Source organism: Pseudomonas sp. NEEL19, assembly GCF_028751975.1.
Lineage (GTDB): Bacteria > Pseudomonadota > Gammaproteobacteria > Pseudomonadales > Pseudomonadaceae > Aquipseudomonas > Aquipseudomonas juntendi.
The window spans coordinates 3,329,737-3,352,500 of record NZ_CP081491.1; the positions used below are offsets into that span (position 1 = coordinate 3,329,737).

Consider the following 22,764-nt stretch of genomic DNA (forward strand, 5'->3'; position numbering starts at 1 on the left):
AGAACGGGCCGCACTAGGCGGCCCGTTCGTCATGCAGCGATCACGTCAGTAACGGGTGATGTCGGCATTGGCTTCCAGCTGCTTGCGGTAGCCCGCGAAGTCTTGCTGGCCGGCACGCGAGGCGAGGTAGCGGCGAATCTGCTGCTTCTCTTCGTCGGTGGCGGTAGTGCCTTCGTTGACGCCCTTGAGCTGCAGCACCACCAGGCTACCGTCACGCAGCACGACGCTGCCATACACCGGCTTGTCCTTGGCTTGCGGTTTCGCCAGGCGGAACAGCGCCTGCAGCTCCTCAGGATCGATGCCTTCCTCACCGCGGGTCACGGCTTCGTGGGTTTTCCAGCCCTGGCCCTCATGCACACTGCCAGCAGCAATGGAACCGTCGCGCAGGCCGGCGATCAGCTTGTCCGCCTTGGCCTTGAGTTCGGCCGTGGCCTTCTCCTTGGCCAGGTGCTGGCGGATATTCTGGGCCACTGCCTCCAGCGGCAGTTGCTCAGGCTTGCGGTGCTCCTTGACGCGCAATACCACGGTGGTTTCCGGGTCGAGCTCGATGGCGGTACTGTTGGCCCCCTCGTCGAGTACTTCTTCGGAAAACGCAGCCTGCACCACCGAACGGTTGGCAGTAATGCCTTCGCCGCCTTCGCGACCGAATGGTGCAGAGGTGTGGACCTTGAGGTTCAGGTCCTGGGCCGGCTGGGCCAGGTCGGAAGCCTCATAGGCAGCATCCTGCAACTGCTTGCTGGCATCCACGTAACGCTGCTCGACCAGCGGGGTCTTCAGGTCACGGGTAAGCTTGTCCTTCAGGCTGGCGAAGCTCGGCACTTCTGGCGCCTGTACACCCAACAGCTTGATCAGGTGGTAACCAAACTGGGTACGCACCGGCGCCGATACCTGGCCATCCTGCAGCTTGTACAGCGCCTCTTCAAAGGCCGGGTCATACACACCCGGGCCGGCGAAACCAAGGTCACCACCGTTGCCGGCCGAACCCGGGTCCTGGGAGAACTCCTTGGCCAGGGTGGCAAAGTTCTCACCCTTGGCCAGGCGCTGCTCAATCTCTTCAGCACGGGCCTTGGCCTGTGCGTCGCTGACCTTGTCGTTCACTTCGATCAGGATGTGCGCCGCGTGGCGTTGCTCGGCGAGGTTGGCGATTTCTTTCTCGTACTGGGCCTTGAGCTCTTCGTCGGTCACCTTGACCTGGTCGAAGTAGGCAGACTTTTTCAGCTCGATGTAGTCGATCACCACCTGGTCAGGCGACATGAACTCCTTGGCGTGCTGGTCGTAGTGCGCCTTGACCTCGGCGTCGCTGACCTTGACCGCGGCCGGGTCGGCCTTGAAGGTCAGGGAGGCGAAGTCGCGGGTCTGCTTCTCGAGGCGGGCGAAGGCATCGACTTGCTGGTCGGTGACGAAGCTGCTGCCGGCCAGGCCGGTGCGCAACTGGCCGATGAGCATTTCCTCGGCCAGCATGTCGCGGAACTGCATGCGGCCATAACCCATCTGGCGAATGACCTGGTCGAAGCGGTCGGCGCTGAATTTACCGTCGACCTGGAACTCCGGCGTTTGCAGGATCACCTGATCCAGCGCGGCATCGGAGAAGGCGAACTTGGCGTCTTCAGCCCCCTGCAGCAAAAGCTTGCGGCTGATCAGGCCCTTGAGGGCCTCTTCACGCAGCAGTTTTTCATCCAGCAGCGCTGGGTCGAAGTCCTTGCCCAACTGTTGCATCAGCTGGCGGCGCTGCATGTCGGCCGCCTGGCTCAGCTCGTTCTGGCTGATGGTCTGGCCGTTTACCTTGGCGGCGTCCTGGCTATGTGTGGCGGCCTGAAAAATGGCTTCGAAACCGGTCAACGCCATCAATACGACGATTAGGCCGATGATGGACTTGGCAATCCAACCTTGTGAATTGTCCCTGATATTTTGCAGCATGCGTCCCCCAGAAACGGCTGTACCACTGCGTCGACAACCGCGGAGCGTGGGTAGAATCCTGATAAAAGAAAGGCGCATCCGAGGATGCGCCTTTGCTTAGCAAACGTGTCAGGCGGGAACGTTTGCGCCCCGCCATCAGCGTGCTCGGACCAGGCCTGGCCGGGTCCGGCTGAAGACGACTTAGTTGACGGCGTCTTTCAGGCCTTTGCCTGCCTTGAAACCTGGAACCTTGGCGGCTGCAATCTTGATCGCCTTGCCGGTTTGTGGGTTACGGCCAGTGCGCTCGGCGCGCTCTTTGACCGTGAAGGTTCCGAAGCCAACCAGAACGACGTCGTCGCCTGCTTTCAGGGCACCGGTTACGGAGTCGATCACAGCGTCCAGAGCCTTACCTGCAGCAGCTTTGGAAATGTCAGCCGATACGGCGATAGCGTCAATCAGTTCCGACTTGTTCACTCTAAGTCCCCTTATTTCTCTATTGAGTTTGTTTCTAAGTATGTAATGGAAAGCTTACGAAACGTACGTTGGGAGGCTTGTTGACAATAACGAGCCGCTTTATAGCAAGGCCTCGAAAAAACTGTCAAGGAAAGCCTCCCAGACCAAAACCACTAATGCGTGCTGATTCTTTCCTTGGCATCGCTGTCGCGCTTCTCTTCTTTCGCGACGATCTCGGGAGCCACATCTGGCAAGGGCTCCGGAGCGTATTGCAGCGCAATTTGCAGGACTTCGTCAATCCATTTGACGGGTTTGATCTGCAGATCCTGTTTGATATTTTCCGGAATTTCCTTCAGATCGCGAACGTTCTCCTCCGGAATGATGACCGTCTTGATACCGCCCCGGTGTGCTGCCAGCAGTTTTTCCTTCAACCCGCCAATTGCCAGCACCTGGCCGCGCAAGGTGATTTCACCCGTCATGGCGACATCAGCGCGCACCGGAATCTGCGTAAGGGCCGAGACCAACGCCGTGCACATGCCGATACCGGCACTCGGGCCGTCTTTCGGTGTGGCCCCTTCGGGCATGTGGATGTGCACGTCGTGCTTCTCGTGGAAGCCGGCGGCTATACCCAGGCTGTGGGCGCGGCTGCGCACCACGGTTTGCGCGGCAGTGATCGATTCGACCATGACATCGCCCAGCGAGCCCGTCTTGATCAGTTGGCCCTTGCCCGGGATAACCACGGCTTCGATGGTCAGCAACTCGCCGCCCACCTGGGTCCAGGCCAGGCCGGTAACCTGGCCGATCTGGTCTTGCTGCTCGGCCAGGCCGTAGCGGAACTTGCGCACGCCCAGCAGGTGCTCCAGCTGCTCGCTGGCCACCTTGACCTTGACCTGCTTCTGCCCGGTATGTTCCTTGACCACTTTACGGCAAACCTTGGCGATCTGCCGCTCCAGGCCACGCACACCGGCCTCACGGGTGTAGAAGCGGATGATGTCGCGAATCGCCGAGACATCGACCTCCAACTCGTCTTTCTTCAAGCCGTTGGCCTTGACCTGCTTGGGCACCAGGTACTTGATGGCGATGTTGATCTTCTCGTCCTCGGTGTACCCCGGCAGGCGGATGATTTCCATGCGATCCAGCAGCGCCGGTGGAATGTTCATCGAGTTCGAGGTGCACAGGAACATGACGTCCGAGAGGTCGTAGTCGACCTCCAGGTAGTGGTCATTGAAGTTGTGGTTCTGCTCCGGGTCGAGCACTTCGAGCAACGCCGAGGCAGGGTCGCCACGCATGTCGCTGCCCATCTTGTCGATTTCATCGAGCAGGAACAGCGGGTTGCGTACACCCACCTTGGTCATCTTCTGGATCAGGCGGCCCGGCATCGAGCCGATGTAGGTACGACGGTGACCACGGATCTCGGCTTCGTCACGCACCCCGCCCAGTGCCATGCGCACGAACTTGCGGTTGGTGGCGGTGGCGATCGATTCGGCGAGCGAAGTCTTGCCGACGCCGGGTGGGCCTACCAGGCACAGCACAGGACCACGGATTTTCTTCACCCGTTTCTGTACGGCGAGGTACTCGAGGATGCGCTCCTTGACCTCTTCCAGGCCATAATGGTCGGCATCAAGGATTTCCTCGGCCTTGGCCAGGTCCAGGCGGACTTTGCTCTGGGCCTTCCACGGCACCTGCACCAGCCAGTCGAGGTACGAGCGCACCACGGTGGCTTCGGCTGACATGGGCGACATCTGCTTGAGCTTGTTGAGCTCAGCCTGGGCCTTGGTCAAGGCATCCTTGGGCAGGCCGGCAGCTTCGATGCGCTTTTTCAGCTCTTCGACTTCGTTGTGGCCTTCGTCACCATCGCCGAGCTCTTTCTGAATGGCCTTCATCTGCTCATTCAGGTAGTACTCGCGCTGGCTGCGCTCCATCTGCTTCTTGACCCGACCGCGAATGCGCTTTTCCACCTGCAACAGATCGATTTCAGCATCCAGCAGCGCCAGCACGTGCTCCACGCGGGCGGTGAGGTCGACAATTTCGAGGATTTCCTGCTTCTGCTCGATCTTCAGGGCCATGTGCGCAGCCATGGTATCGACCAGCCGCCCTGGCTCTTCGATGCTGTTGAGCGACGACAGCACTTCGGCAGGGACTTTTTTACCCAGTTGCACATACTGCTCGAACTGCGACAGCAGCGTGCGCACGAAAACTTCCGACTCGCGCTCGGCGGAGTCGGTTTCGTCGATCAGCGAAACTTCGGCACGGATGTGCCCTTCCACTTCGGTGAAGCGCTCGACGGCGCCACGCTGTTCGCCTTCGACCAGAACCTTGACGGTGCCATCAGGCAGCTTCAACAGTTGCAGCACGGTGGCAACAGTACCGACACGGTACAAGGCGTCTTCGCCAGGGTCATCATCGGCTGGGTTTTTCTGGGCCAGCAGGAGGATCTGCTTTTCGCCCGTCATCGCAGCCTCAAGGGCTTCGATGGACTTTTCACGCCCCACAAACAGCGGGATAACCATGTGCGGGTATACAACGACATCGCGCAATGGCAAAAGAGGCAAGTCGAGGGTGGTCTTCATGATTTCGCCTCTACAGCGGCCTTGTGGCCGGAAACCGGTGGAAATGATGCTTGGACCTAATGTGGGGGCAGGCTTGGGAAATTACAAGCATTAGCACAGGAAAAGCATGAAGGGGCCCGTAGGCCCCTTCATGCTTGCAACCACAAACTGGCCTTTGCCTGTATCAGGCGTCTGGCGCAGCCTTGGCTTGCGGCTCACTGTTCTCGTAGATCATCAGCGGCTGCGAAGTGCCGTCGATGACGCTCTCGTCGATCACCACCTTGCTGACATCCTTCTGCGAAGGAATCTCGTACATGGTGTCGAGCAGCACACCTTCGAGAATAGAACGCAGGCCACGGGCGCCGGTTTTGCGCTCCAAAGCCCTGCGTGCCACGGCCTTGAGCGCATCGCTGCGGAACTCCAGGTCGACGCTTTCCATCTCGAACAGCTTGGCATACTGCTTGGTGAGGGCGTTCTTCGGCTCGGTGAGGATCTGCACCAATGCAGCCTCGTCCAGCTCGTCCAGGGTAGCCAGAACCGGCAGGCGGCCGACGAACTCCGGAATCAGGCCAAACTTGACCAGATCGTCCGGCTCGACCTCACGCAGGGACTCGCCAACCTTCTTGCCCTCTTCCTTGCTACGCACTTCAGCGCCGAAACCAATGCCACCTTTGGTGGAACGGTTCTGGATGACCTTTTCAAGGCCCGAGAACGCGCCACCGCAGATGAACAGGATGTTGCGGGTGTCAACCTGCAGGAACTCCTGTTGCGGGTGCTTGCGCCCCCCTTGCGGCGGTACCGAAGCCACGGTGCCTTCGATCAGCTTCAACAGCGCCTGCTGCACGCCCTCGCCCGAGACGTCACGGGTGATGGACGGGTTGTCCGACTTGCGCGAAATCTTGTCGATTTCGTCGATGTAGACAATGCCCATCTGGGCCTTTTCCACGTCGTAGTCGCACTTCTGCAACAGCTTCTGAATGATGTTTTCGACGTCTTCACCCACATAACCGGCCTCGGTCAGGGTGGTGGCGTCGGCAATGGTGAACGGTACGTTCAACAGGCGTGCCAGAGTTTCGGCGAGCAGGGTCTTGCCCGAGCCAGTAGGCCCGATGAGCAGGATGTTGCTCTTGCCCAGTTCGACTTCGTCACCCTTCTTGTCACGCTGGTTAAGGCGCTTGTAGTGGTTGTACACCGCTACAGCCAGCACCTTTTTCGCGCGCTCCTGACCAATGACGTACTGGTCCAGGATGCCGCTGATTTCTTTCGGCGAAGGCAATTTGTGCGCGCTGCTCTCGGCCTGGGCTTCCTGCACCTCCTCACGGATGATGTCATTGCACAGGTCGACGCACTCGTCGCAGATAAATACCGAGGGCCCGGCAATCAATTTGCGCACTTCGTGCTGGCTTTTGCCGCAGAAGGAGCAATAGAGCAATTTGCCGCTGTCCTCGCCGTTACGGGTGTCAGTCATTCGATCGATCCAATCCGGTAGGCTTGCAACACAAGATGAAGGCAATTGCGGGCTTTTTCAAGTCCGCAGGTAGGCGCTTTGGGCACCCACCTGCTCTGACCCCCCGGTTCAGGAGGCCAGTTGCCGCTTGTCGTAGACCGAGTCGATCAGGCCATACTCGGCTGCGCGCGAGGCGCTCATGAAGTTGTCGCGTTCGGTGTCACGCTTGATGGTCTCCAGATCCTGGCCGGTGTGGTAGGCCAGCAACTCGTTCAGGCGCGCCTTGATATTGAGGATTTCCTGGGCATGGATCTCGATATCGGTCGCCTGGCCCTGGAAGCCGCCCAGCGGCTGGTGAATCATCACGCGCGAGTTCGGCAGGCAGTGACGCTTGCCCTTGGCACCTGCGGCCAGCAGGAAGGCGCCCATGCTGCAGGCCTGGCCGATGCAGATGGTCGAGACGTCCGGCTTGATGAACTGCATGGTGTCGTAGATCGACATGCCCGCGGTGACGGAGCCGCCCGGGGAGTTGATGTAGAGATGGATATCCTTGTCCGGGTTTTCCGCTTCGAGGAACAGCATCTGCGCTACGACCAGGTTGGCCATGTAGTCTTCAACCGGGCCAACCAGGAAAATCACTCGCTCCTTCAACAGGCGCGAATAGATGTCGTACGCACGCTCGCCACGGGCGGACTGCTCGATAACCATCGGGACCAGGCCGCCTGCGGCCTGGATGTCAGAGCTCTGCTGAATATAAGAATTGCGGGACATGTCCTGCGCTCACTCCCAAATAGTCATGGCTTGATAACGCACAAGCCAGCTCGAAGGCTGGCTTGTGGGGTTTTCCTACGAGAGAAAACGTATTACTCAGCTTCGGCAGGTGCCTGGGCTGGTTTTACGGCATCTTCGTACGAGACCGACTTGTCGGTCACAGTAGCTTTCTGCAGAACAGTATCTACAACTTGCTCTTCCAGCACAACCGAACGCACTTCGTTCATTTGCTGGTCGTTCTTGTAGTACCAAGCGATGACCTGCTCAGGCTCCTGGTAAGCCGAAGCCATTTCTTCGATCATCTCGCGAACCTTGGCATCGTCCGGCTTGAGCTCGAACTGCTTGACCACTTCGGCGACGATCAGGCCCAGCACTACGCGGCGCTTGGCTTGTTCTTCGAACAGCTCGGCAGGCAGTTGGTCAGGCTTGATGTTGCCACCGAACTGCTGAACAGCCTGGACGCGCAGACGGTTGACTTCGTTTTCCAGCAGGGCCTTCGGCGCTTCGATCGGGTTGGCGGCCAGCAGACCGTCCATGACCTGGTTCTTCACCTTGGTCTTGATTGCCTGGCGCAGCTCACGCTCCATGTTCTTGCGAACTTCGGCGCGGAAGCCTTCCAGGGTCGATTCCTTGATACCGAACTGGGCGAAGAACTCTTCGTTCAGCTCAGGCAGCACAGGGGCCGAAACGCTGTTGACGGTGATGGTGAACTCGGCGGCTTTGCCGGCCAGGTCCAGGTTCTGGTAGTCCTCTGGGAAGGTCACGTTGACAACGCGCTCTTCGCCAGCCTTGGCGCCCACCAGACCGTCTTCGAAGCCCGGGATCATGCGGCCGGAACCCAGTACCAGCTGGGTGCCTTTGGCAGAGCCGCCGGCGAACGCTTCACCGTCGACCTTGCCAACGAAATCGATGTTGACCTGATCGTCGTTCTGCGCGGCGCGCTCGACAGCTTCGAAGCGAGTGTTCTGCTTGCGCAGCACTTCCAGCATGTTGTCCAGGTCGGCGTCGGCCACTTCGGCGCTCAGGCGCTCGACGTTGATCGACTCCAGGCCGGAAACGGTGAACTCCGGGAACACTTCGAAGATGGCGACGAACTCCAGGTCCTTGCCTTTTTCGAACGACTTGGGTTCAACGGACGGGGCACCTGCAGGGTTCAGCTTCTGCTCAACGATGGCCTCATAGAAGGAAGCCTGGACCAGATCACCGAACGCCTCCTGGCGTGCATCGGCTTCGAAGCGCTGACGAATCACGCTCATTGGCACCTTGCCTGGGCGGAAGCCGGCAACCTTGGCGCGCTTGGCAGTCTGTTGCAGACGCTTGTTGACTTCGTTCTCGACGCGCTCGGCCGGAACGGCGATGGTCATGCGGCGCTCGAGAGCGGAAGTGTTTTCAACAGAAACTTGCATGGATATTCCTCGTTGCACAGACGTTAGCCGGCGTTAGCCCGACTCCAGAATCAAGGGCAAGCATTCTAGTGAGTCGCGCGGCAGAAGTCACCCCACACGGGACGACGGGAAACCACGCCGGTCGATTAGCTTTCAAGGCCCGCACGGCGTGCCGCCGGGCCTCCTTCATCAAGAGCGGCACCCTGCCCATGGCGCAGTGCAGCCGTAATAACTTGTCAAACAACTGCCAGGGGCGATTCGCTCCCTTTATTCAGGGTCGATCTCGTTGAACTGGCAGTATTCTTCCCACTCCAGGCCCAGCGCCTCGGCGACCTCGCGGTGCGTTTCAAGGCGCATGGCGTGCAACTGTTCCGGGCTTTCGGCGATCAGTTGCAGCGCCAGCTCCCAGGGCTGCAGCCCCTGCTCCTGGGCCACATCTTCAAACGCCCACTCGATCTGCTGGGCCTGCTCGCGCGCATCCAGCTCGCGAATTTCCTCGAGCAGCTGCGGGTTGGCTTCGGCAAAGCGCTGCAGCGCCAAGGCCTGACGGGCTTCTTTTGCAATCATCGGGCTGTTCCTCTGCCGGCCAACGGGGCCGGCGCTTCAACCGGCTGAAATCTAACAGCTTTTATTGGGCTGCCACCAGAGCATTGCAAGGGGGGAATCACGAAGATTTTGTGCTGAACTGTGCAGTGCCCGCATGACGGAGCAATGAAAACAAAAAAGGCGCCTGATCTCACGACCAAGGCGCCTCTTTAAAATATGGGGTGGACGATGGGAATCGAACCCACGACAACTGGAATCACAATCCAGCGCTCTACCAACTGAGCTACGCCCACCATAGTGCGGTGTTACGGTACAACCTTACAAAAACATGGTGCGGACGAAGAGACTCGAACTCTTACAGCTTGCGCCGCTGGAACCTAAATCCAGTGTGTCTACCAATTTCACCACGTCCGCGTAACGCTTAAAACAAAGGCGCCAGATGCTATCGAGGCGCCTTCGAAAATATGGGGTGGACGATGGGAATCGAACCCACGACAACTGGAATCACAATCCAGCGCTCTACCAACTGAGCTACGCCCACCATATTGCATTACAGCCAACTTGCTTGCCAAAGCTGCCTAATGGCGCACCCGGCAGGACTCGAACCTGCGACCATCCGCTTAGAAGGCGGATGCTCTATCCAGCTGAGCTACGGGCGCTTAAGCTTCAAGCCTAACCGAACAAGTATTTAACAGCTAACTGCCAAACAACCCATTCTGCCCGACTTAGCCAACCAGTGCTAGGCTGTGCCCGACAAGTGCGGCGAATCTTATAGGCGACCCCGAAAGTCGTCAACACCTTTTTCAAAAAAATTTAAATTATTTAAGGGCTTAGGGGATTTGCCCGACCACCCGCCTTTGCCCTTCGCCCATGTCGTGCGAGAATGCGCGCTCTTTATTGTTTCCTTCTCGATGGTTAATCACGCGTCTATGACTGCACACCTAATCGATGGCAAGGCAATCGCCGCCAGCCTGCGCCAGCAGATCGCTCAACGTGTCGTGGAGCGTCGCCAGCAAGGCCTGCGTACGCCGGGCCTGGCGGTGATCCTGGTCGGCACCGACCCCGCCTCCCAAGTCTATGTCTCGCACAAGCGCAAGGACTGCGAAGAGGTCGGCTTCATTTCGCAGGCTTTCGACCTGCCCGCCGAGACCACGCAAGAAGCCCTGACCGAGCTGATCGACCGTCTTAACGACGACCCGGCCGTCGACGGTATTCTGCTGCAGTTGCCGCTACCGGCGCACCTGGAGGCGTCGCTGCTGCTCGAGCGCATTCGCCCTGACAAGGACGTGGACGGCTTCCACCCGTACAACATCGGCCGTCTGGCCCAGCGTATTCCGCTGCTGCGCCCGTGCACACCAAAAGGCATCATGACCCTGCTGGAAAGCACCGGCCAGGATCTGTACGGCATGAACGCCGTCATCGTCGGCGCTTCCAATATCGTTGGCCGCCCAATGGCCATGGAGCTGCTGCTGGCCGGCTGCACCGTGACTGTATGCCACCGCTTTACCAAGGACTTGGCCGGCCATGTCGGCCGCGCCGATCTGGTGGTGGTGGCCGCAGGCAAGCCGGGCCTGGTCAAAGGTGAGTGGATCAAGGAAGGCGCCATCGTGATCGACGTGGGCATCAACCGCCAGGCAGATGGCAAGCTGGTCGGCGATGTGGTCTACGAGACCGCACTGCCCCGCGCCGGCTGGATTACCCCAGTACCGGGCGGGGTTGGGCCAATGACCCGGGCGTGCCTGCTGGAGAACACGCTGTACGCAGCGCAAGAGCTGCACAAGTAAAGCTGGCACATAGCGAAAACGGCACCTCTGGCAGGTGCCGTTTTTTTTTGCCCGGTTTCGAGGGCTCGGGCTTGATGCACCACAAGAAATGGCGAACGCAAGGCGGGATTGGCAGGTAGTTTGCACTGGCCGTATGGGGCGGGCCCAGCCCGAATCAGGTTCAAGGGTATCAGCGGCACGGGAGCGTGCTTGCTCGCATGCCCTGCGCAAACCATGAACGTCACGCTGCGCACCGAACTAGAGCGCGGCAGGCCCAATTGCCCCATAACTGGTCAGACCGGTAAGGCCAAAAACCCTTGCAAAGAACGATTTTTCGCGCTTTTATGGCATCGCGCTGAACAAACCGGTAAGACCACAATAATTAAGTCCTGCGCTCTTTCGCCCCGTGCGGCTACCGAAGCAAGGACACCGATCTGAGACTTCTCCCATGCTCAAATGGTGCTCGCGTTCGATATTCCTGCAAGTCGTGCTTGGCCTTGCCCTCGGCATTGCCTGCGGCCTCAGCTTCCCCGACCTTTCGCTACAACTCAAACCCCTAGGCGACGGCTTCATCAAGCTGATCAAGATGCTCATCGGCCTGATCGTGTTCTGCGTGGTGGTCAGTGGTATCTCGGGCGCGGGCGACCTGAAAAAGGTCGGGCGCATCGGCTTGAAGTCGGTGATCTACTTTGAAGTGCTGACCACCCTGGCGTTGGTGATCGGCCTGGTATTCGCCTTCAGCAGCGGCATCGGCAGCGGCGCCAATATTCACCTGGACCAACTGTCCAGTGCCGATGCCAGCAGCCTGGCCGAGCGCGGTCAACACATCCATGGCGCCGCAGCGTTCTTCATGGACCTGATCCCTACCTCGGTGATCGGCGCCTTCGCCGACAACAACATCCTTCAGGTGCTGCTGTTTTCGGTGCTGTTCGGCAGCGCATTGAACCTGGTGGGCGACTCGGCCGCCGGCATTTCGCGGCTGATCAACGAACTGAGCCATGTGATCTTCCGCATCATGGGCATGATCGTGCGCCTGGCCCCGATCGGTGTATTCGGTGCCATCGCCTTCACCACCAGCAAGTACGGCCTGGAATCGCTGCAGCACCTGGGCGGCCTGGTAGCGCTGTTCTACCTGACCTGTGCAGGCTTCGTGCTGATCGTGCTGGGTACCGTGATGCGCCTGTCGGGCCTGAAACTGCTGCCACTGATCAAGTACCTGCGTGAAGAGCTGACCATCGTGCTGGGCACCGCCTCTTCCGACGCCGTTCTGCCGCAGATCATGCGCAAGCTGGAACACCTGGGCATCGGCAGTTCCACGGTGGGGCTGGTGATTCCCACCGGCTACTCGTTCAACCTGGACGGTTTCTCCATCTACCTGACGCTGGCCATCGTGTTCATCGCCAACGCCACCGGCACACCGCTGGAGATGACTGACCTGCTGACCATTCTGCTGGTGTCGCTGGTAACTTCGAAAGGCGCGCACGGCATCCCTGGCTCGGCGCTGGTGATCCTGGCGGCCACGTTGACTGCCGTACCGGCGATTCCGGTTGTCGGCCTGGTGCTGGTACTTGCGGTGGACTGGTTCATGGGCATCGGCCGGGCACTGACCAACCTGATCGGCAATTGTGTAGCCACCGTGGCGATTGCCCGCTGGGAAAAGGACATCGACCTGGAGCGTGCCAACAACGTACTGGCAGGCAAACCCGGCTTTGCCCCGTTGCCACGCAAACAGCCCAATGCCCACCAGCAGGAATTCTGAGCGAACGTGGCCGGCACTGATGCCGGCCCTTCAAGGAGCGAACCGTGATCAGCTCATCGACCGTCGTCAATTCAGTGGTGGAAAAACTCCGCCAGGCCCTGGCCCGCGGCCAGTGGCGCAGCGGCGACATGCTGCCAGGCCAGCGCGAGCTGGCTGAACAACTGGGCATCAGCCGGCCCAGCCTGCGCGAGGCGGTAACCGTGTTGGAAACCCTGGGCCTGGTGCGCGCGCTGCCGGGCAAGGGTGTACTGGTGCTGGAGGCCGAAGCTGCCGCCCTGGAACCGGGACTGGATACCAGCGCCGCCGCCAGCCTGGCTGACGTACTGGAACTGCGCTACACCCTTGAACCGTTCATCGTCGGCCTGGTGGCACAATCGGCCAACAGCCAGGATGTTGGCCAGTTGCGCCTCACCCTGATGGACATGCGCGAAGCGCTGGAGGCCGATGACAGCGAAGCTGGTGCCAGGGCCTATATCGCTTTCCATGAGGCCCTCTTCGCCCTGACCACCAACCCGATCTTCCAGAGTGTCGTGCAGCAGACCGGCAACGCCCTTAAACAGAGCGCCGACATGCTGCGCAACTCACCGGAGCATCTGGCCGCAAGACTGAAGGAGAACGAGGCAGTGGTACGCGCCATTCGCGAACGCAACAGTGCCCTGGCCAGTGCCCAGATGCGCCAGCACATCCTGGCCGAGGGCTCGCGCATGGGCATCCCGCTGAACATCCCGGATGAACACCTGCATCCATGACCTGAGGAGAGCGACCATGAACGCCGCCCCCCACTTGCCTGCCCTGCTCGCGGCCGGCGAAACCCGCCTGTCGGCCGAGCAAATCTACCCACGGCTGTTCGACGCCATTCTCGAACAGCGCCTGCCCCCCGGCAGCCTGCTGCCCGAGCAGGCGTTGGGCCAGGCGTTTGGGGTCAGCCGTACCGTGATCCGCCGCGTGCTCGGGCGCCTGTGTGACCAGCAAGTGGTGGTGCAGCGCCCGAGCCACACCGCGCACCTGGCAGCCCCCGACCCCGAGCAGGCGCGGCAGGTGCTCAGTGCCCGGCGGCTGGCGGAGACCACCCTGATCACCCTGGCCGCACAGCGCGCCCGCCCTGCGCAGATACGCCAACTGCGCCAGTTGGTTGAACGTGAGCGCCAGCACCATGAAAGTGGCGAGCGTTGCGCGGCGATCCGCCTGGGTGGCGAGTTCCACCTCAAACTGGCGCAAGTGGCGGCCAATACACCCCTGGCACGGTTCCTCAACGGCCTGGTGCCGATGACCTCGCTGATCATTGCCCGCTACGAGTCGCCGTGCTGCGAACATTGTGCGTGGGAAGAACACGCGGCGATCATCGATGCCGTGGAGCAAGGCGATGCCGAGGCGGCATTGGGGCTGATGCACACCCACCTCGACCGGCTGGAAGAGAAACTCGACCTGGCGTAGCCCGCGCGCAAGGGCCAAGCCCGCTCCTGACAGCCATGCACCGGTCCAGCAGCGGGTGTACCAGGCGGTGGCCTGTAGCGCCCGAGTCAAGCCTTGGCCATGGCCGAGGTCGGTAAGCCGAAGATCCGGTCAAACACCCAGTTGTAGGCGAAGGTGTAGCAAGGGATCAGCACAATGAACGCCATGTCCACCAGCAGTGCCTCTACCAGTGTCATGTCCAGCCACCAGGCAATCAGCGGGATCAGATACACCACCAGGGTCAACTGAAAGCCGACCGCATGCGCCACCCGTCGCGCCACGCTGCGGCCGCGCTTGGCCTGGCGGCTTTCCCAGCGCTCGAACAACGTGTTGAAAATCAGGTTCCAGAGCATGGCAATGGTAGTGATCATCACCGCCAATGGCCCGGTATGCGACGCCTGGGTCTCTGACAGATAAGCCAGCCCGAGGGTCGACATGCTCAGCCCTATCAGCTCATAGCACGTCACGTACACCAGTTTGCGCTTCAAACCCTGCACCTGCATTTCCCTCCAATCCCAATAACGAAGGGCGCGATAATGCTTCACCTCGCTTGACAGCAAAAGTCAGCAGCTGTCAGATCTGCTGACAGGAGGCTGCCATGAACTTTTCCAGCGACAACATCCAGCTGTTTCTTGCCGTGCTCGACCGCGGCTCGTTCTCCGCCGCCGCTCGCGCCCTCAAACGGGTACCGTCGGCGGTCAGCATGGCCATTGGCAATCTGGAAGCGGAGCTGGGATACAGCTTGTTCGAACGCGGGCCCCGCGAAGTTCGGCCCACCGCCCGGGCCTTGGCCCTGGAACCGCACGCCAGGCTGATTGCCGAGCAACTCGGGCTGTTGCAAGTCCATGCCTTGGAGCTCTCACAGGGGCTTGAAAGCAGCCTGACGCTGGCGGTGGTGCCGGACATCGATCACCGCCCGTTGCTGGCGGCTATCGCCGACCTCGGTGCGCGCTACCCATTGCTCGATATCGCTTTGCTCAGCGCCCCGCAGGAAGAGGCCCTGCACTTGCTGGACAGCGGCCGCGCCGATCTTTGCGTGGCCTTCGCTGGCCTGCAGGTGGATGCGCGCCGGGGCTTTCAACACATCGGTATGGAAGCCTTGGTAGCCACCCTAGCCCCTGGCCACCCGGCGCTGCGTGAAGCACGCATCCACTACCTCGAAGACCTGACCCGGGTGCGCCAGATCCTCGTGCGTAGCCGTGACCTGCCGCTGGCCGATCCACGCCCGCTGATCGGCGCCACGCACTGGTCGACCGACAGCTTCGACCTGGCCCTGCAGATGGTCGAAGCCGGCCTGGGCTGGGGCGACCTGCCGTTGTCTCGGGTAGCCCCACTGCTGGCAACCGGGCGCCTGGTGCGCCTGGCCTTCCGTAATACGCGCAACGAGTTGCAGCTGCCGGTGCACATCCTGTGGCGCAAACAACAGCCACTGCAGCAAGCGGCGAGGTTACTGATAGAGCAACTGGCCAAGGGCTGAGTGCCGTCTGTCGAAAGGCCTGTAAGAAATTACTGTAAGTACTTCAATGTTTTACCCCGCGAGCCGATATCCCGGTCGATAGGCCCCGCAGAACGTCATAAGCGCGCTGCGTCCTCCCCACATTGGCTCAAGGTCTCGAAACATGAACCTGAAATTTCGCCACAAGATCCTGCTCAGCGCCTGCGGCGTCGTGGTCTTGGCATTCGCCCTGTTCACGCTTTATAACGACTACCTGCAACGCAACACTATCCGCCAGAACATAGAAGCCTCGGTGCAGCAGGCCGGGGCCTTGACCGCAAGCAGCGTGCAAAACTGGATGAGCGGCCGCATCCTGGTCCTGGAAAACCTGGCCCAGGATATCGGCCAGCAGGGTGCCGGCGAGACCCTGGCCGGGTTGATCGAGCAACCCTCCTACACGCGCAACTTCCTGTTCACCTACCTCGGTCAGGCCAACGGCGTGTTCACCCAGCGCCCGGACGCCCAGATGCCTGCCGGCTACGACCCACGGCAACGGCCCTGGTATGCAGCGGCGGCCAATGCCGGGCAAACGGTGCTGACGCCACCGTACCAGGGTGCGGTCGGTGGCCTGATGGTCACTATCGCCACCCCGGTGAAAAGCAAGGCCACGGGGGAAATGATCGGTGTGGTTGGCGGTGACCTGACCCTCGATACCCTGGTGGAGATCATCAACTCGGTGGATTTCGGTGGCCTCGGCCACGCCTTCCTCGCCGATGCCAATGGCCAGGTGATCGTCAGCCCGAACAAAGACCAGGTCATGAAAAACCTGAAGGACATCTACCCCGGCAGCGACCTGCGCGTCGCTGCCGGCATGCAGGATGTCACCCTGAACGGCCAGGACCGGATCATTTCGTTCGCGCCGGTCGCCGGGCTGCCTTCGGCCCAGTGGTACATCGGCTTGTCGATCGACAAGGACAAGGCCTACGCCGCACTCAGCCAGTTCCGCACATCGGCCATCATCGCCATGCTGATTGCCGTGGCGGCCATTGCCGGCCTGCTGGGCCTGCTGATTCCACTACTGATGCGCCCGCTGACCACCATGGGCCGCGCCATGCGCGATATCGCCGAGGGTGAAGGCGACCTGACCCGCCGTCTGGTGGTGCAGAACCAGGACGAATTCGGCGAACTGGCAACGTCGTTCAACCGCTTTGTCGAACGCATTCACGCCTCGATCAGCGAAGTGTCGTCGGCCACCCGCCTGGTGCATGACCTGTCGGAGAAAGTGGTCAGCGCGTCGAATGCGTCGATCAGTGGCTCAGAAGAGCAGAGCATGCGCACCAACAGCGTGGCCGCAGCCATCAATGAGCTGGGCGCCGCGACCCAGGAAATCGCGCGCAACGCCGCAGATGCCTCGCAGCATGCCAGTGGTGCCAGCGAGCAGGCCCACGGTGGCCGGGAAGTGGTGGAAGAAGCGATCAACGCCATGACTGCGCTGTCGCAGCGCATCAGCGAATCGTGCGCACAGATTGAAACGCTCAATGCCAGCACTGATGAAATCGGCAAGATCCTGGACGTGATCAAAGGCATCTCGCAGCAGACCAACTTGCTGGCACTGAACGCTGCGATCGAGGCAGCACGCGCGGGCGAAGCGGGTAGAGGCTTTGCCGTGGTGGCCGACGAGGTGCGCAACCTGGCCCACCGGACCCAGGAATCGGCAGAAGAAATCCACCGCATGATCACCAGCCTGCAAGTCGGTTCACGCGAAGCGGTGCACACCATGAACACCAGCCAGGTGTCCAGCGAGCAAACCGTGCAAGTGGCTAACCAGGCCGGTGAGCGCCTGGCCAGCGTCACCCAGCGTATTGGCGAGATCGACGGCATGAACCAGTCGGTGGCCACCGCTACCGAAGAGCAGACCGCCGTGGTCGAAAGCCTCAACCTGGACATTACCCAAATCAATGCGCTGAACCAGCAAGGGGTAGAGAACCTTAACGAAACCCTGCGCCACTGCGATCAACTGGCGCAGCAGGCCGGCCGGTTGAAGCAATTGGTGGGGAGTTTCCGGATCTGACAACCCGGGGGCGCCCAGCGCCCCCATCCTTACGCGGTTATAACCTAATAACGAACAAGTCTATTTGGCTATAAAAAAATCTATATGCTGGCTGCATCCGATAACGGGCAATGTTGGGCGGTCGAGTAGCGTATGGATGTAGGTTCTTTTGGTTTCACCATTGCGGGACTGGTCGTGGGTTTCATCGTCGGTATGACCGGCGTCGGTGGCGGTTCGCTGATGACCCCGATCCTGTTGTGGTTCGGTATCAACCCGGCGACGGCCGTCGGCACCGATCTGCTCTATGCCGCCATCACCAAGGCCAGTGGCGTCTGGGTACATGCACGCAACAAGAACATCGACTGGAAGATCACCGGCCTGCTCAGCCTCGGCAGCGTGCCTGCGGCCGCATTGACCCTGTGGTTCCTGAGCACCCTGCATACCGACACATCGGCGCTCAATGCCATCATCAAGCAAGGCCTGGCGGTAGTGTTGATCCTCACCGCGCTGGCCATTCTGTTCAAATCGCGGCTGCAGGCTTTCGCCAGCCACCATGCCGGCGATCACTACCACCTCAGCGCAGGTACCCTGAACACCCTCACCGTGCTGACCGGCGTGGTGCTGGGGGTGATGGTGACCCTGACCTCCATCGGCGCCGGCGCCCTGGGTACCGTGGCGTTATTCCTGCTGTACCCGTTTCTGGTCACCCGTCGCCTGGTCGGTACGGAAATCGCCCATGCCGTGCCGCTGACGCTGGTGGCAGGCCTTGGCCATGCCGGCATGGGCAATATGGACTGGTCGCTACTGGGCTACCTGCTGCTGGGTTCTCTGCCGGGCATCTACCTGGGCAGCCACCTGACCGGGCGGATCTCCGACCGCGTGCTGCGTCCGTGCCTGGCCGCCATGCTGTTGTTGATCGGCTACAAGCTGGCGTTCTGAACCTCACCCAGGCGCAGCCGCCACTGCCCGGTATGGCTCAGTTCCAGACGTGACAGCGGCAACACATCGATACGCTGCCCGGCACTCATCGGGCAGCCCAGTACCTGCACCAGCACGGCACGCATGACCTGCGGATGGGTTACCGCCAGCCATTCACCCGGCCTGTCGAAAGCCGCCAGCCAGGCGGCCATCCGCTGGCACAGCGCAGCGAACGACTCCCCGCCATGCACGTTACTGGCTGGCTCCTGCAACCAATCGGCCAACGCTTCCGGCTGCTCGGCCTGCAACTGCTTCAGCGCCATGCCCTGCCAATGCCCGAGGTCGCAATCGGCCAAGGCGGGCTCGACATGCACCGTGCTCGACAACCACGCCGCTGTTTCGCAGGCGCGCCGCTCTGGCGCCGTCAGCAACTGCACCGCTGGCAGGAGAGGCACTGTTGGTTGCGAAAGCGGCAGGATGCCGTCATCAGCGCAGTGCAGGCGCCCGGTCTTCTGGGCCTGAGTCAGGGCATGGCAAATAAGGGTCAAACGGGTAGCTTTCATCAAGTGCCTCGGGTGGCGGGCTGGTGCACAGTGTTTGGCATGCTGCGAGGCAGGCATGCTGAACACTATGCCAGCGCAGGCGCCTGCGCCACCAATGACCAACCGCCACGCCCATCCACCTCCAGCCGGTGAGTATGAAAACCTGCCAGGGTGCTGCGGTGCCCGACACTGAGCAACAGTGCCCCAGGCATTTCCGAGCGCAGCAGCGCATACAGGGCATGCTCGAGCCCCTCATCCATCGCTGAGGTGGACTCATCAAGAAACACCACCTGCGGCCGGTTGAACAGAACCCGGGCAAAAGCCAGGCGCTGCTGCTCGCCCACCGACAGAATATGCGACCAATCGCAGCTGACCTCCAGGCGCTCGGCCAGGTGCCCAAGATTGACCTGGTGCAGTACCTGCTGCATACGCGCCTGATCCTCGGGCTGCCCCACCGCCGGGTAGGCAATGACCGTGCGCAGGTCCCCCAAAGGCAAATAGGGACGCTGCGACAAGAACAGCGCCTGATGGCCCAGTGGGCGCCGCACTTCCCCTTCGGCATAGGGCCACAGGCCAGCCAGGGCGCGTAGCAGGGTGGTCTTGCCGCTGCCTGAAGGCCCCTTGATCAACAGCGCCTGGCCAACTTGCAGACTCAGGTTCAGATCAGTGATCAGGGCGTGTCCATCCGGGCGCAGCACTTTGAGGTCGGCAATCTGCAGCGCATGGGCCTGCTCCGCAGTGAGTACCCGCGGCAATGCCCTTGCCTGCGCGTTTGCATCGAGAAAACCGGTCAGACGGTCCAGCCTAGCCCGGTACTGCGCGAATGCATCGTACGATTCACGAAAGAACGACAGTGCATCCTGCACCTGCCCAAATGCCTGAGACGTTTGCATGATGTCACCCAGCTTGATTGCCCCGCTGAAGAAGCGCGGTGCCTGCAGAATGAACGGGAACACGACTGCCACCTGGCTGACCCCCAGGTTGAAACCACTGAACTTGAGGTTTCGAAATACCAGCGCCCAGGCATTCACGATCAGTGCCGCGAAGCGCCCCAGCAAGGTGCCCCGCTCAACCTCGGCACCTTGGTAGAAAGCGACATTCTCGGCATTCTCACGCAGGCGCATCAGCGCATAGCGGAAGTTGGCGGTGAGCTTTTCGTTGAGGAAGTTCAGGCGAATCAAAGGCTGGCCCAGGTGGAAGGCGATCCAGGTGGCGACGATCACATACAGGTACACGGCAAACACCATCGCCCTGGGAATTTCAACACCGGCCACGGCCAACGGCGCCGACAACCCCCAGAGGATCCCGGTGAACGCCACCAGGGACACCAGCGCACTGACTGCCCCCAAGGCCAAGGACAGAGAGTTGCTGACGAAGGCGTTTACGTCCAGCTCGATACGCTGGTCGGGGTTGTCGACCGGTTCAGCAAGAAATTGTCCACGGTAGTAAGCATCACCGTGCATCCAGTCACGGGTCAGGCGCTCGGTCAACCATACCCGCCAGGTGATGCTGAAGGCCTGGTTCACATAGAAAGAGCACAGCGAGCGCAGCACATGGATGCTGGCCAGCACGGCGAAGACCCCGAGCAGGTACCAGAATGCCCCTTGGTCCAGCCCCTGCAAAGCGCTGTAAAACCCGTTGTACCAGAACGAGAACAGCACATTGAGGCGTACGGAAAACAACGTCAGCACCAGCAGCAACGCAAACACCAGCAGTGGCCGCCAACTGCGTTTGTAACTGAAATAAGGCCCCGCAAGTTGCCAGAACTGGCTGCCCCAGCGGGTGTAGCGTACGGCCAGAATAGCGGCGGCTGTGAAGCCGACAAAGGTGATGAACGAGGCGATTGCCAGCCAACTCAGGCTCTCTTGCAAGGCCTGGTGCCAGTTCATGTCCATGGTGAATGTCCGTGCTGAGTATTTCCGCGAGCGTAGCACTGCCCTATAACGCTTCAGGCATACATGACGTACATTTCATGAAAGCTGGCTGGCACGGGCTTCGCCCGTGTTCGCGGGCACGCCCGCTCCCACAGGGATTGTTGTGAGGCCAGGGGACTTTTTTGGAGCACAAAGACAAAACCCCTACCTGCATGCGCAGATAGGGGTTTTGCGAAATGAATCTTGACGATGACCTACTCTCACATGGGGAAACCCCACACTACCATCGGCGATGCATCGTTTCACTACTGAGTTCGGGATGGGATCAGGTGGTTCCAATGCTCTATGGTCGTCAAGAAATTCTGTAGCCAGAATGTCCAGATGGACAGCCCAGCGAATTCGGATATGTGATGTTTGTGATGCCTTGCGAACTTTCGGTTCATGTCATCTTCACCACCGCAATCTGCGCTAGCAAATTGCTTGGGTGTTATATGGTCAAGCCTCACGGGCAATTAGTATTGGTTAGCTCAACGCCTCACAGCGCTTACACACCCAACCTATCAACGTCGTAGTCTTCGACGGCCCTTTAGGGGATTCAAGATCCCAGTGAGATCTCATCTTGAGGCAAGTTTCCCGCTTAGATGCTTTCAGCGGTTATCTCTTCCGAACATAGCTACCCGGCAATGCCACTGGCGTGACAACCGGAACACCAGAGGTTCGTCCACTCCGGTCCTCTCGTACTAGGAGCAGCCCCTCTCAAATCTCAAACGTCCACGGCAGATAGGGACCGAACTGTCTCACGACGTTCTAAACCCAGCTCGCGTACCACTTTAAATGGCGAACAGCCATACCCTTGGGACCGGCTTCAGCCCCAGGATGTGATGAGCCGACATCGAGGTGCCAAACACCGCCGTCGATATGAACTCTTGGGCGGTATCAGCCTGTTATCCCCGGAGTACCTTTTATCCGTTGAGCGATGGCCCTTCCATACAGAACCACCGGATCACTAAGACCTACTTTCGTACCTGCTCGACGTGTTTGTCTCGCAGTCAAGCGCGCTTTTGCCTTTATACTCTACGACCGATTTCCGACCGGTCTGAGCGCACCTTCGTACTCCTCCGTTACTCTTTGGGAGGAGACCGCCCCAGTCAAACTACCCACCATACACTGTCCTCGATCCGGATAACGGACCTGAGTTAGAACCTCAAAGTTGCCAGGGTGGTATTTCAAGGATGGCTCCATGAGAACTGGCGTCCCCACTTCAAAGCCTCCCACCTATCCTACACAAGCAAATTCAAAGTCCAGTGCAAAGCTATAGTAAAGGTTCACGGGGTCTTTCCGTCTAGCCGCGGATACACTGCATCTTCACAGCGATTTCAATTTCACTGAGTCTCGGGTGGAGACAGCGCCGCCATCGTTACGCCATTCGTGCAGGTCGGAACTTACCCGACAAGGAATTTCGCTACCTTAGGACCGTTATAGTTACGGCCGCCGTTTACCGGGGCTTCGATCAAGAGCTTCGCTTGCGCTAACCCCATCAATTAACCTTCCGGCACCGGGCAGGCGTCACACCCTATACGTCCACTTTCGTGTTTGCAGAGTGCTGTGTTTTTAATAAACAGTCGCAGCGGCCTGGTATCTTCGACCGGCATGAGCTTACGGAGCAAGTCCTTCACCCTCGCCGGCGCACCTTCTCCCGAAGTTACGGTGCCATTTTGCCTAGTTCCTTCACCCGAGTTCTCTCAAGCGCCTTGGTATTCTCTACCTAACCACCTGTGTCGGTTTGGGGTACGGTTCCCAGTTATCTGAAGCTTAGGAGCTTTTCTTGGAAGCATGGTATCAACCACTTCGTCGCCTAAAGGCAACTCGTCATCAGCTCTCGGCCTTGAAATCCCGGATTTGCCTAAGATTCCAGCCTACCACC

At 60.1% G+C, this 22,764-nt stretch carries 16 protein-coding genes, 4 tRNA genes, 2 rRNA genes and 2 pseudogenes (1 of these 24 only partly in view); 8 read left to right on the plus strand and 16 right to left on the minus strand.

Features of this window, described 5'->3' with window-relative positions; all coding sequences use genetic code 11:
• Positions 1–45: 45 nt before the first annotated feature.
• The 11 genes from K4A76_RS14820 to K4A76_RS14870 all read right to left on the minus strand — a co-directional run bounded on the left by K4A76_RS14820 (position 46) and on the right by K4A76_RS14870 (position 9,706).
• The gene (locus K4A76_RS14820) at positions 46–1,917 is read right to left on the minus strand and encodes a SurA N-terminal domain-containing protein (protein ID WP_274410587.1); all 1,872 of its coding nucleotides are present in this window, start codon (positions 1,915–1,917) and stop codon (positions 46–48) included.
• A 180-nt stretch (positions 1,918–2,097) separates the two neighbouring features.
• Positions 2,098–2,370: a nucleoid-associated protein HU-beta gene (hupB, locus tag K4A76_RS14825; RefSeq protein ID WP_009683828.1), complete on the minus strand. Its 273-nt coding sequence runs from the start codon at positions 2,368–2,370 to the stop codon at positions 2,098–2,100.
• A 152-nt stretch (positions 2,371–2,522) separates the two neighbouring features.
• Positions 2,523–4,919: an endopeptidase La gene (gene lon / locus K4A76_RS14830; protein ID WP_009683827.1), complete on the minus strand. Its 2,397-nt coding sequence runs from the start codon at positions 4,917–4,919 to the stop codon at positions 2,523–2,525.
• A gap of 163 nt (positions 4,920–5,082) precedes the next feature.
• Complete coding sequence (gene clpX / locus K4A76_RS14835; protein ID WP_054911999.1) at positions 5,083–6,366, minus strand: ATP-dependent Clp protease ATP-binding subunit ClpX; 1,284 nt, start codon at positions 6,364–6,366, stop codon at positions 5,083–5,085.
• Between the two features lie 108 nt (positions 6,367–6,474).
• Entirely contained in the window at positions 6,475–7,116 is a 642-nt protein-coding gene (gene clpP, locus K4A76_RS14840) for an ATP-dependent Clp endopeptidase proteolytic subunit ClpP (RefSeq protein WP_009683825.1), read from the minus strand.
• Positions 7,117–7,208: 92 nt separating this feature from the next.
• Positions 7,209–8,522, minus strand: a complete 1,314-nt coding sequence (gene tig, locus K4A76_RS14845; protein WP_029884960.1) for a trigger factor — start codon at positions 8,520–8,522, stop codon at positions 7,209–7,211.
• Between the two features lie 246 nt (positions 8,523–8,768).
• The gene (locus K4A76_RS14850) at positions 8,769–9,068 is read right to left on the minus strand and encodes a DUF6388 family protein (RefSeq protein ID WP_274410588.1); all 300 of its coding nucleotides are present in this window, start codon (positions 9,066–9,068) and stop codon (positions 8,769–8,771) included.
• 196 nt (positions 9,069–9,264) lie between these two features.
• Positions 9,265–9,340 (minus strand) — tRNA-His (locus K4A76_RS14855).
• 36 nt (positions 9,341–9,376) lie between these two features.
• Positions 9,377–9,461: transfer RNA gene (locus tag K4A76_RS14860), tRNA-Leu, on the minus strand.
• Between the two features lie 51 nt (positions 9,462–9,512).
• Positions 9,513–9,588: transfer RNA gene (locus K4A76_RS14865), tRNA-His, on the minus strand.
• Positions 9,589–9,629: 41 nt separating this feature from the next.
• Positions 9,630–9,706, minus strand: a tRNA-Arg gene (locus tag K4A76_RS14870).
• A gap of 270 nt (positions 9,707–9,976) precedes the next feature.
• On the opposite strand from K4A76_RS14870, the gene folD reads away from it, so the two are divergent.
• The 4 genes from folD (at position 9,977) to K4A76_RS14890 (ending at position 14,003) form a co-directional block, all read left to right on the plus strand.
• Entirely contained in the window at positions 9,977–10,831 is an 855-nt protein-coding gene (gene folD, locus K4A76_RS14875; RefSeq protein ID WP_009682641.1) for a bifunctional methylenetetrahydrofolate dehydrogenase/methenyltetrahydrofolate cyclohydrolase FolD, read from the plus strand.
• Positions 10,832–11,258: 427 nt separating this feature from the next.
• Complete coding sequence (locus K4A76_RS14880; RefSeq protein WP_009682642.1) at positions 11,259–12,569, plus strand: C4-dicarboxylate transporter DctA; 1,311 nt, start codon at positions 11,259–11,261, stop codon at positions 12,567–12,569.
• Positions 12,570–12,613: 44 nt separating this feature from the next.
• The gene (locus tag K4A76_RS14885; protein WP_182389965.1) at positions 12,614–13,318 is read left to right on the plus strand and encodes a FadR/GntR family transcriptional regulator; all 705 of its coding nucleotides are present in this window, start codon (positions 12,614–12,616) and stop codon (positions 13,316–13,318) included.
• A gap of 16 nt (positions 13,319–13,334) precedes the next feature.
• Positions 13,335–14,003, plus strand: coding sequence for a GntR family transcriptional regulator (locus tag K4A76_RS14890; protein ID WP_182389966.1), 669 nt, complete (start codon positions 13,335–13,337; stop codon positions 14,001–14,003).
• An 86-nt stretch (positions 14,004–14,089) separates the two neighbouring features.
• On the opposite strand, the gene K4A76_RS14895 is transcribed toward K4A76_RS14890, so the two are convergent.
• Positions 14,090–14,518 carry a PACE efflux transporter gene (locus K4A76_RS14895; protein WP_009682645.1) on the minus strand — a complete coding sequence of 143 codons (429 nt, stop codon included), beginning with the start codon at positions 14,516–14,518 and terminating at the stop codon, positions 14,090–14,092.
• Positions 14,519–14,619: 101 nt separating this feature from the next.
• Between K4A76_RS14895 and K4A76_RS14900 the strand changes: the two genes are divergently transcribed.
• The 4 genes and pseudogenes from K4A76_RS14900 (at position 14,620) to K4A76_RS14910 (ending at position 18,445) form a co-directional block, all read left to right on the plus strand.
• A complete protein-coding gene (locus K4A76_RS14900; protein ID WP_274410590.1) occupies positions 14,620–15,498 on the plus strand; it encodes a LysR family transcriptional regulator in 879 nt (292 codons plus the stop codon).
• A gap of 142 nt (positions 15,499–15,640) precedes the next feature.
• Positions 15,641–16,624 (plus strand): annotated as a pseudogene (gene mcpA, locus K4A76_RS23900) (methyl-accepting chemotaxis protein McpA); the annotation flags it as partial.
• A gap of 306 nt (positions 16,625–16,930) precedes the next feature.
• Positions 16,931–17,527, plus strand: a pseudogene (mcpA, locus tag K4A76_RS23905) (methyl-accepting chemotaxis protein McpA); the annotation flags it as partial.
• 132 nt (positions 17,528–17,659) lie between these two features.
• Positions 17,660–18,445 carry a sulfite exporter TauE/SafE family protein gene (locus tag K4A76_RS14910; RefSeq protein WP_009682648.1) on the plus strand — a complete coding sequence of 262 codons (786 nt, stop codon included), beginning with the start codon at positions 17,660–17,662 and terminating at the stop codon, positions 18,443–18,445.
• Here the strand turns inward: K4A76_RS14910 and K4A76_RS14915 are convergent.
• From K4A76_RS14915 to K4A76_RS14930, 4 genes are all read right to left on the minus strand, one after another.
• Positions 18,427–18,987 carry a histidine phosphatase family protein gene (locus K4A76_RS14915; RefSeq protein ID WP_274410591.1) on the minus strand — a complete coding sequence of 187 codons (561 nt, stop codon included), beginning with the start codon at positions 18,985–18,987 and terminating at the stop codon, positions 18,427–18,429. The genes K4A76_RS14910 and K4A76_RS14915 overlap by 19 nt on opposite strands.
• 65 nt (positions 18,988–19,052) lie before the next feature.
• The gene (locus K4A76_RS14920; protein ID WP_274410592.1) at positions 19,053–20,861 is read right to left on the minus strand and encodes an ABC transporter ATP-binding protein/permease; all 1,809 of its coding nucleotides are present in this window, start codon (positions 20,859–20,861) and stop codon (positions 19,053–19,055) included.
• 220 nt (positions 20,862–21,081) lie between these two features.
• Positions 21,082–21,197 (minus strand): 5S ribosomal RNA (gene rrf / locus K4A76_RS14925).
• A gap of 134 nt (positions 21,198–21,331) precedes the next feature.
• Positions 21,332–22,764, minus strand: a 23S ribosomal RNA gene (locus K4A76_RS14930); it runs 1,460 nt beyond the window's last position.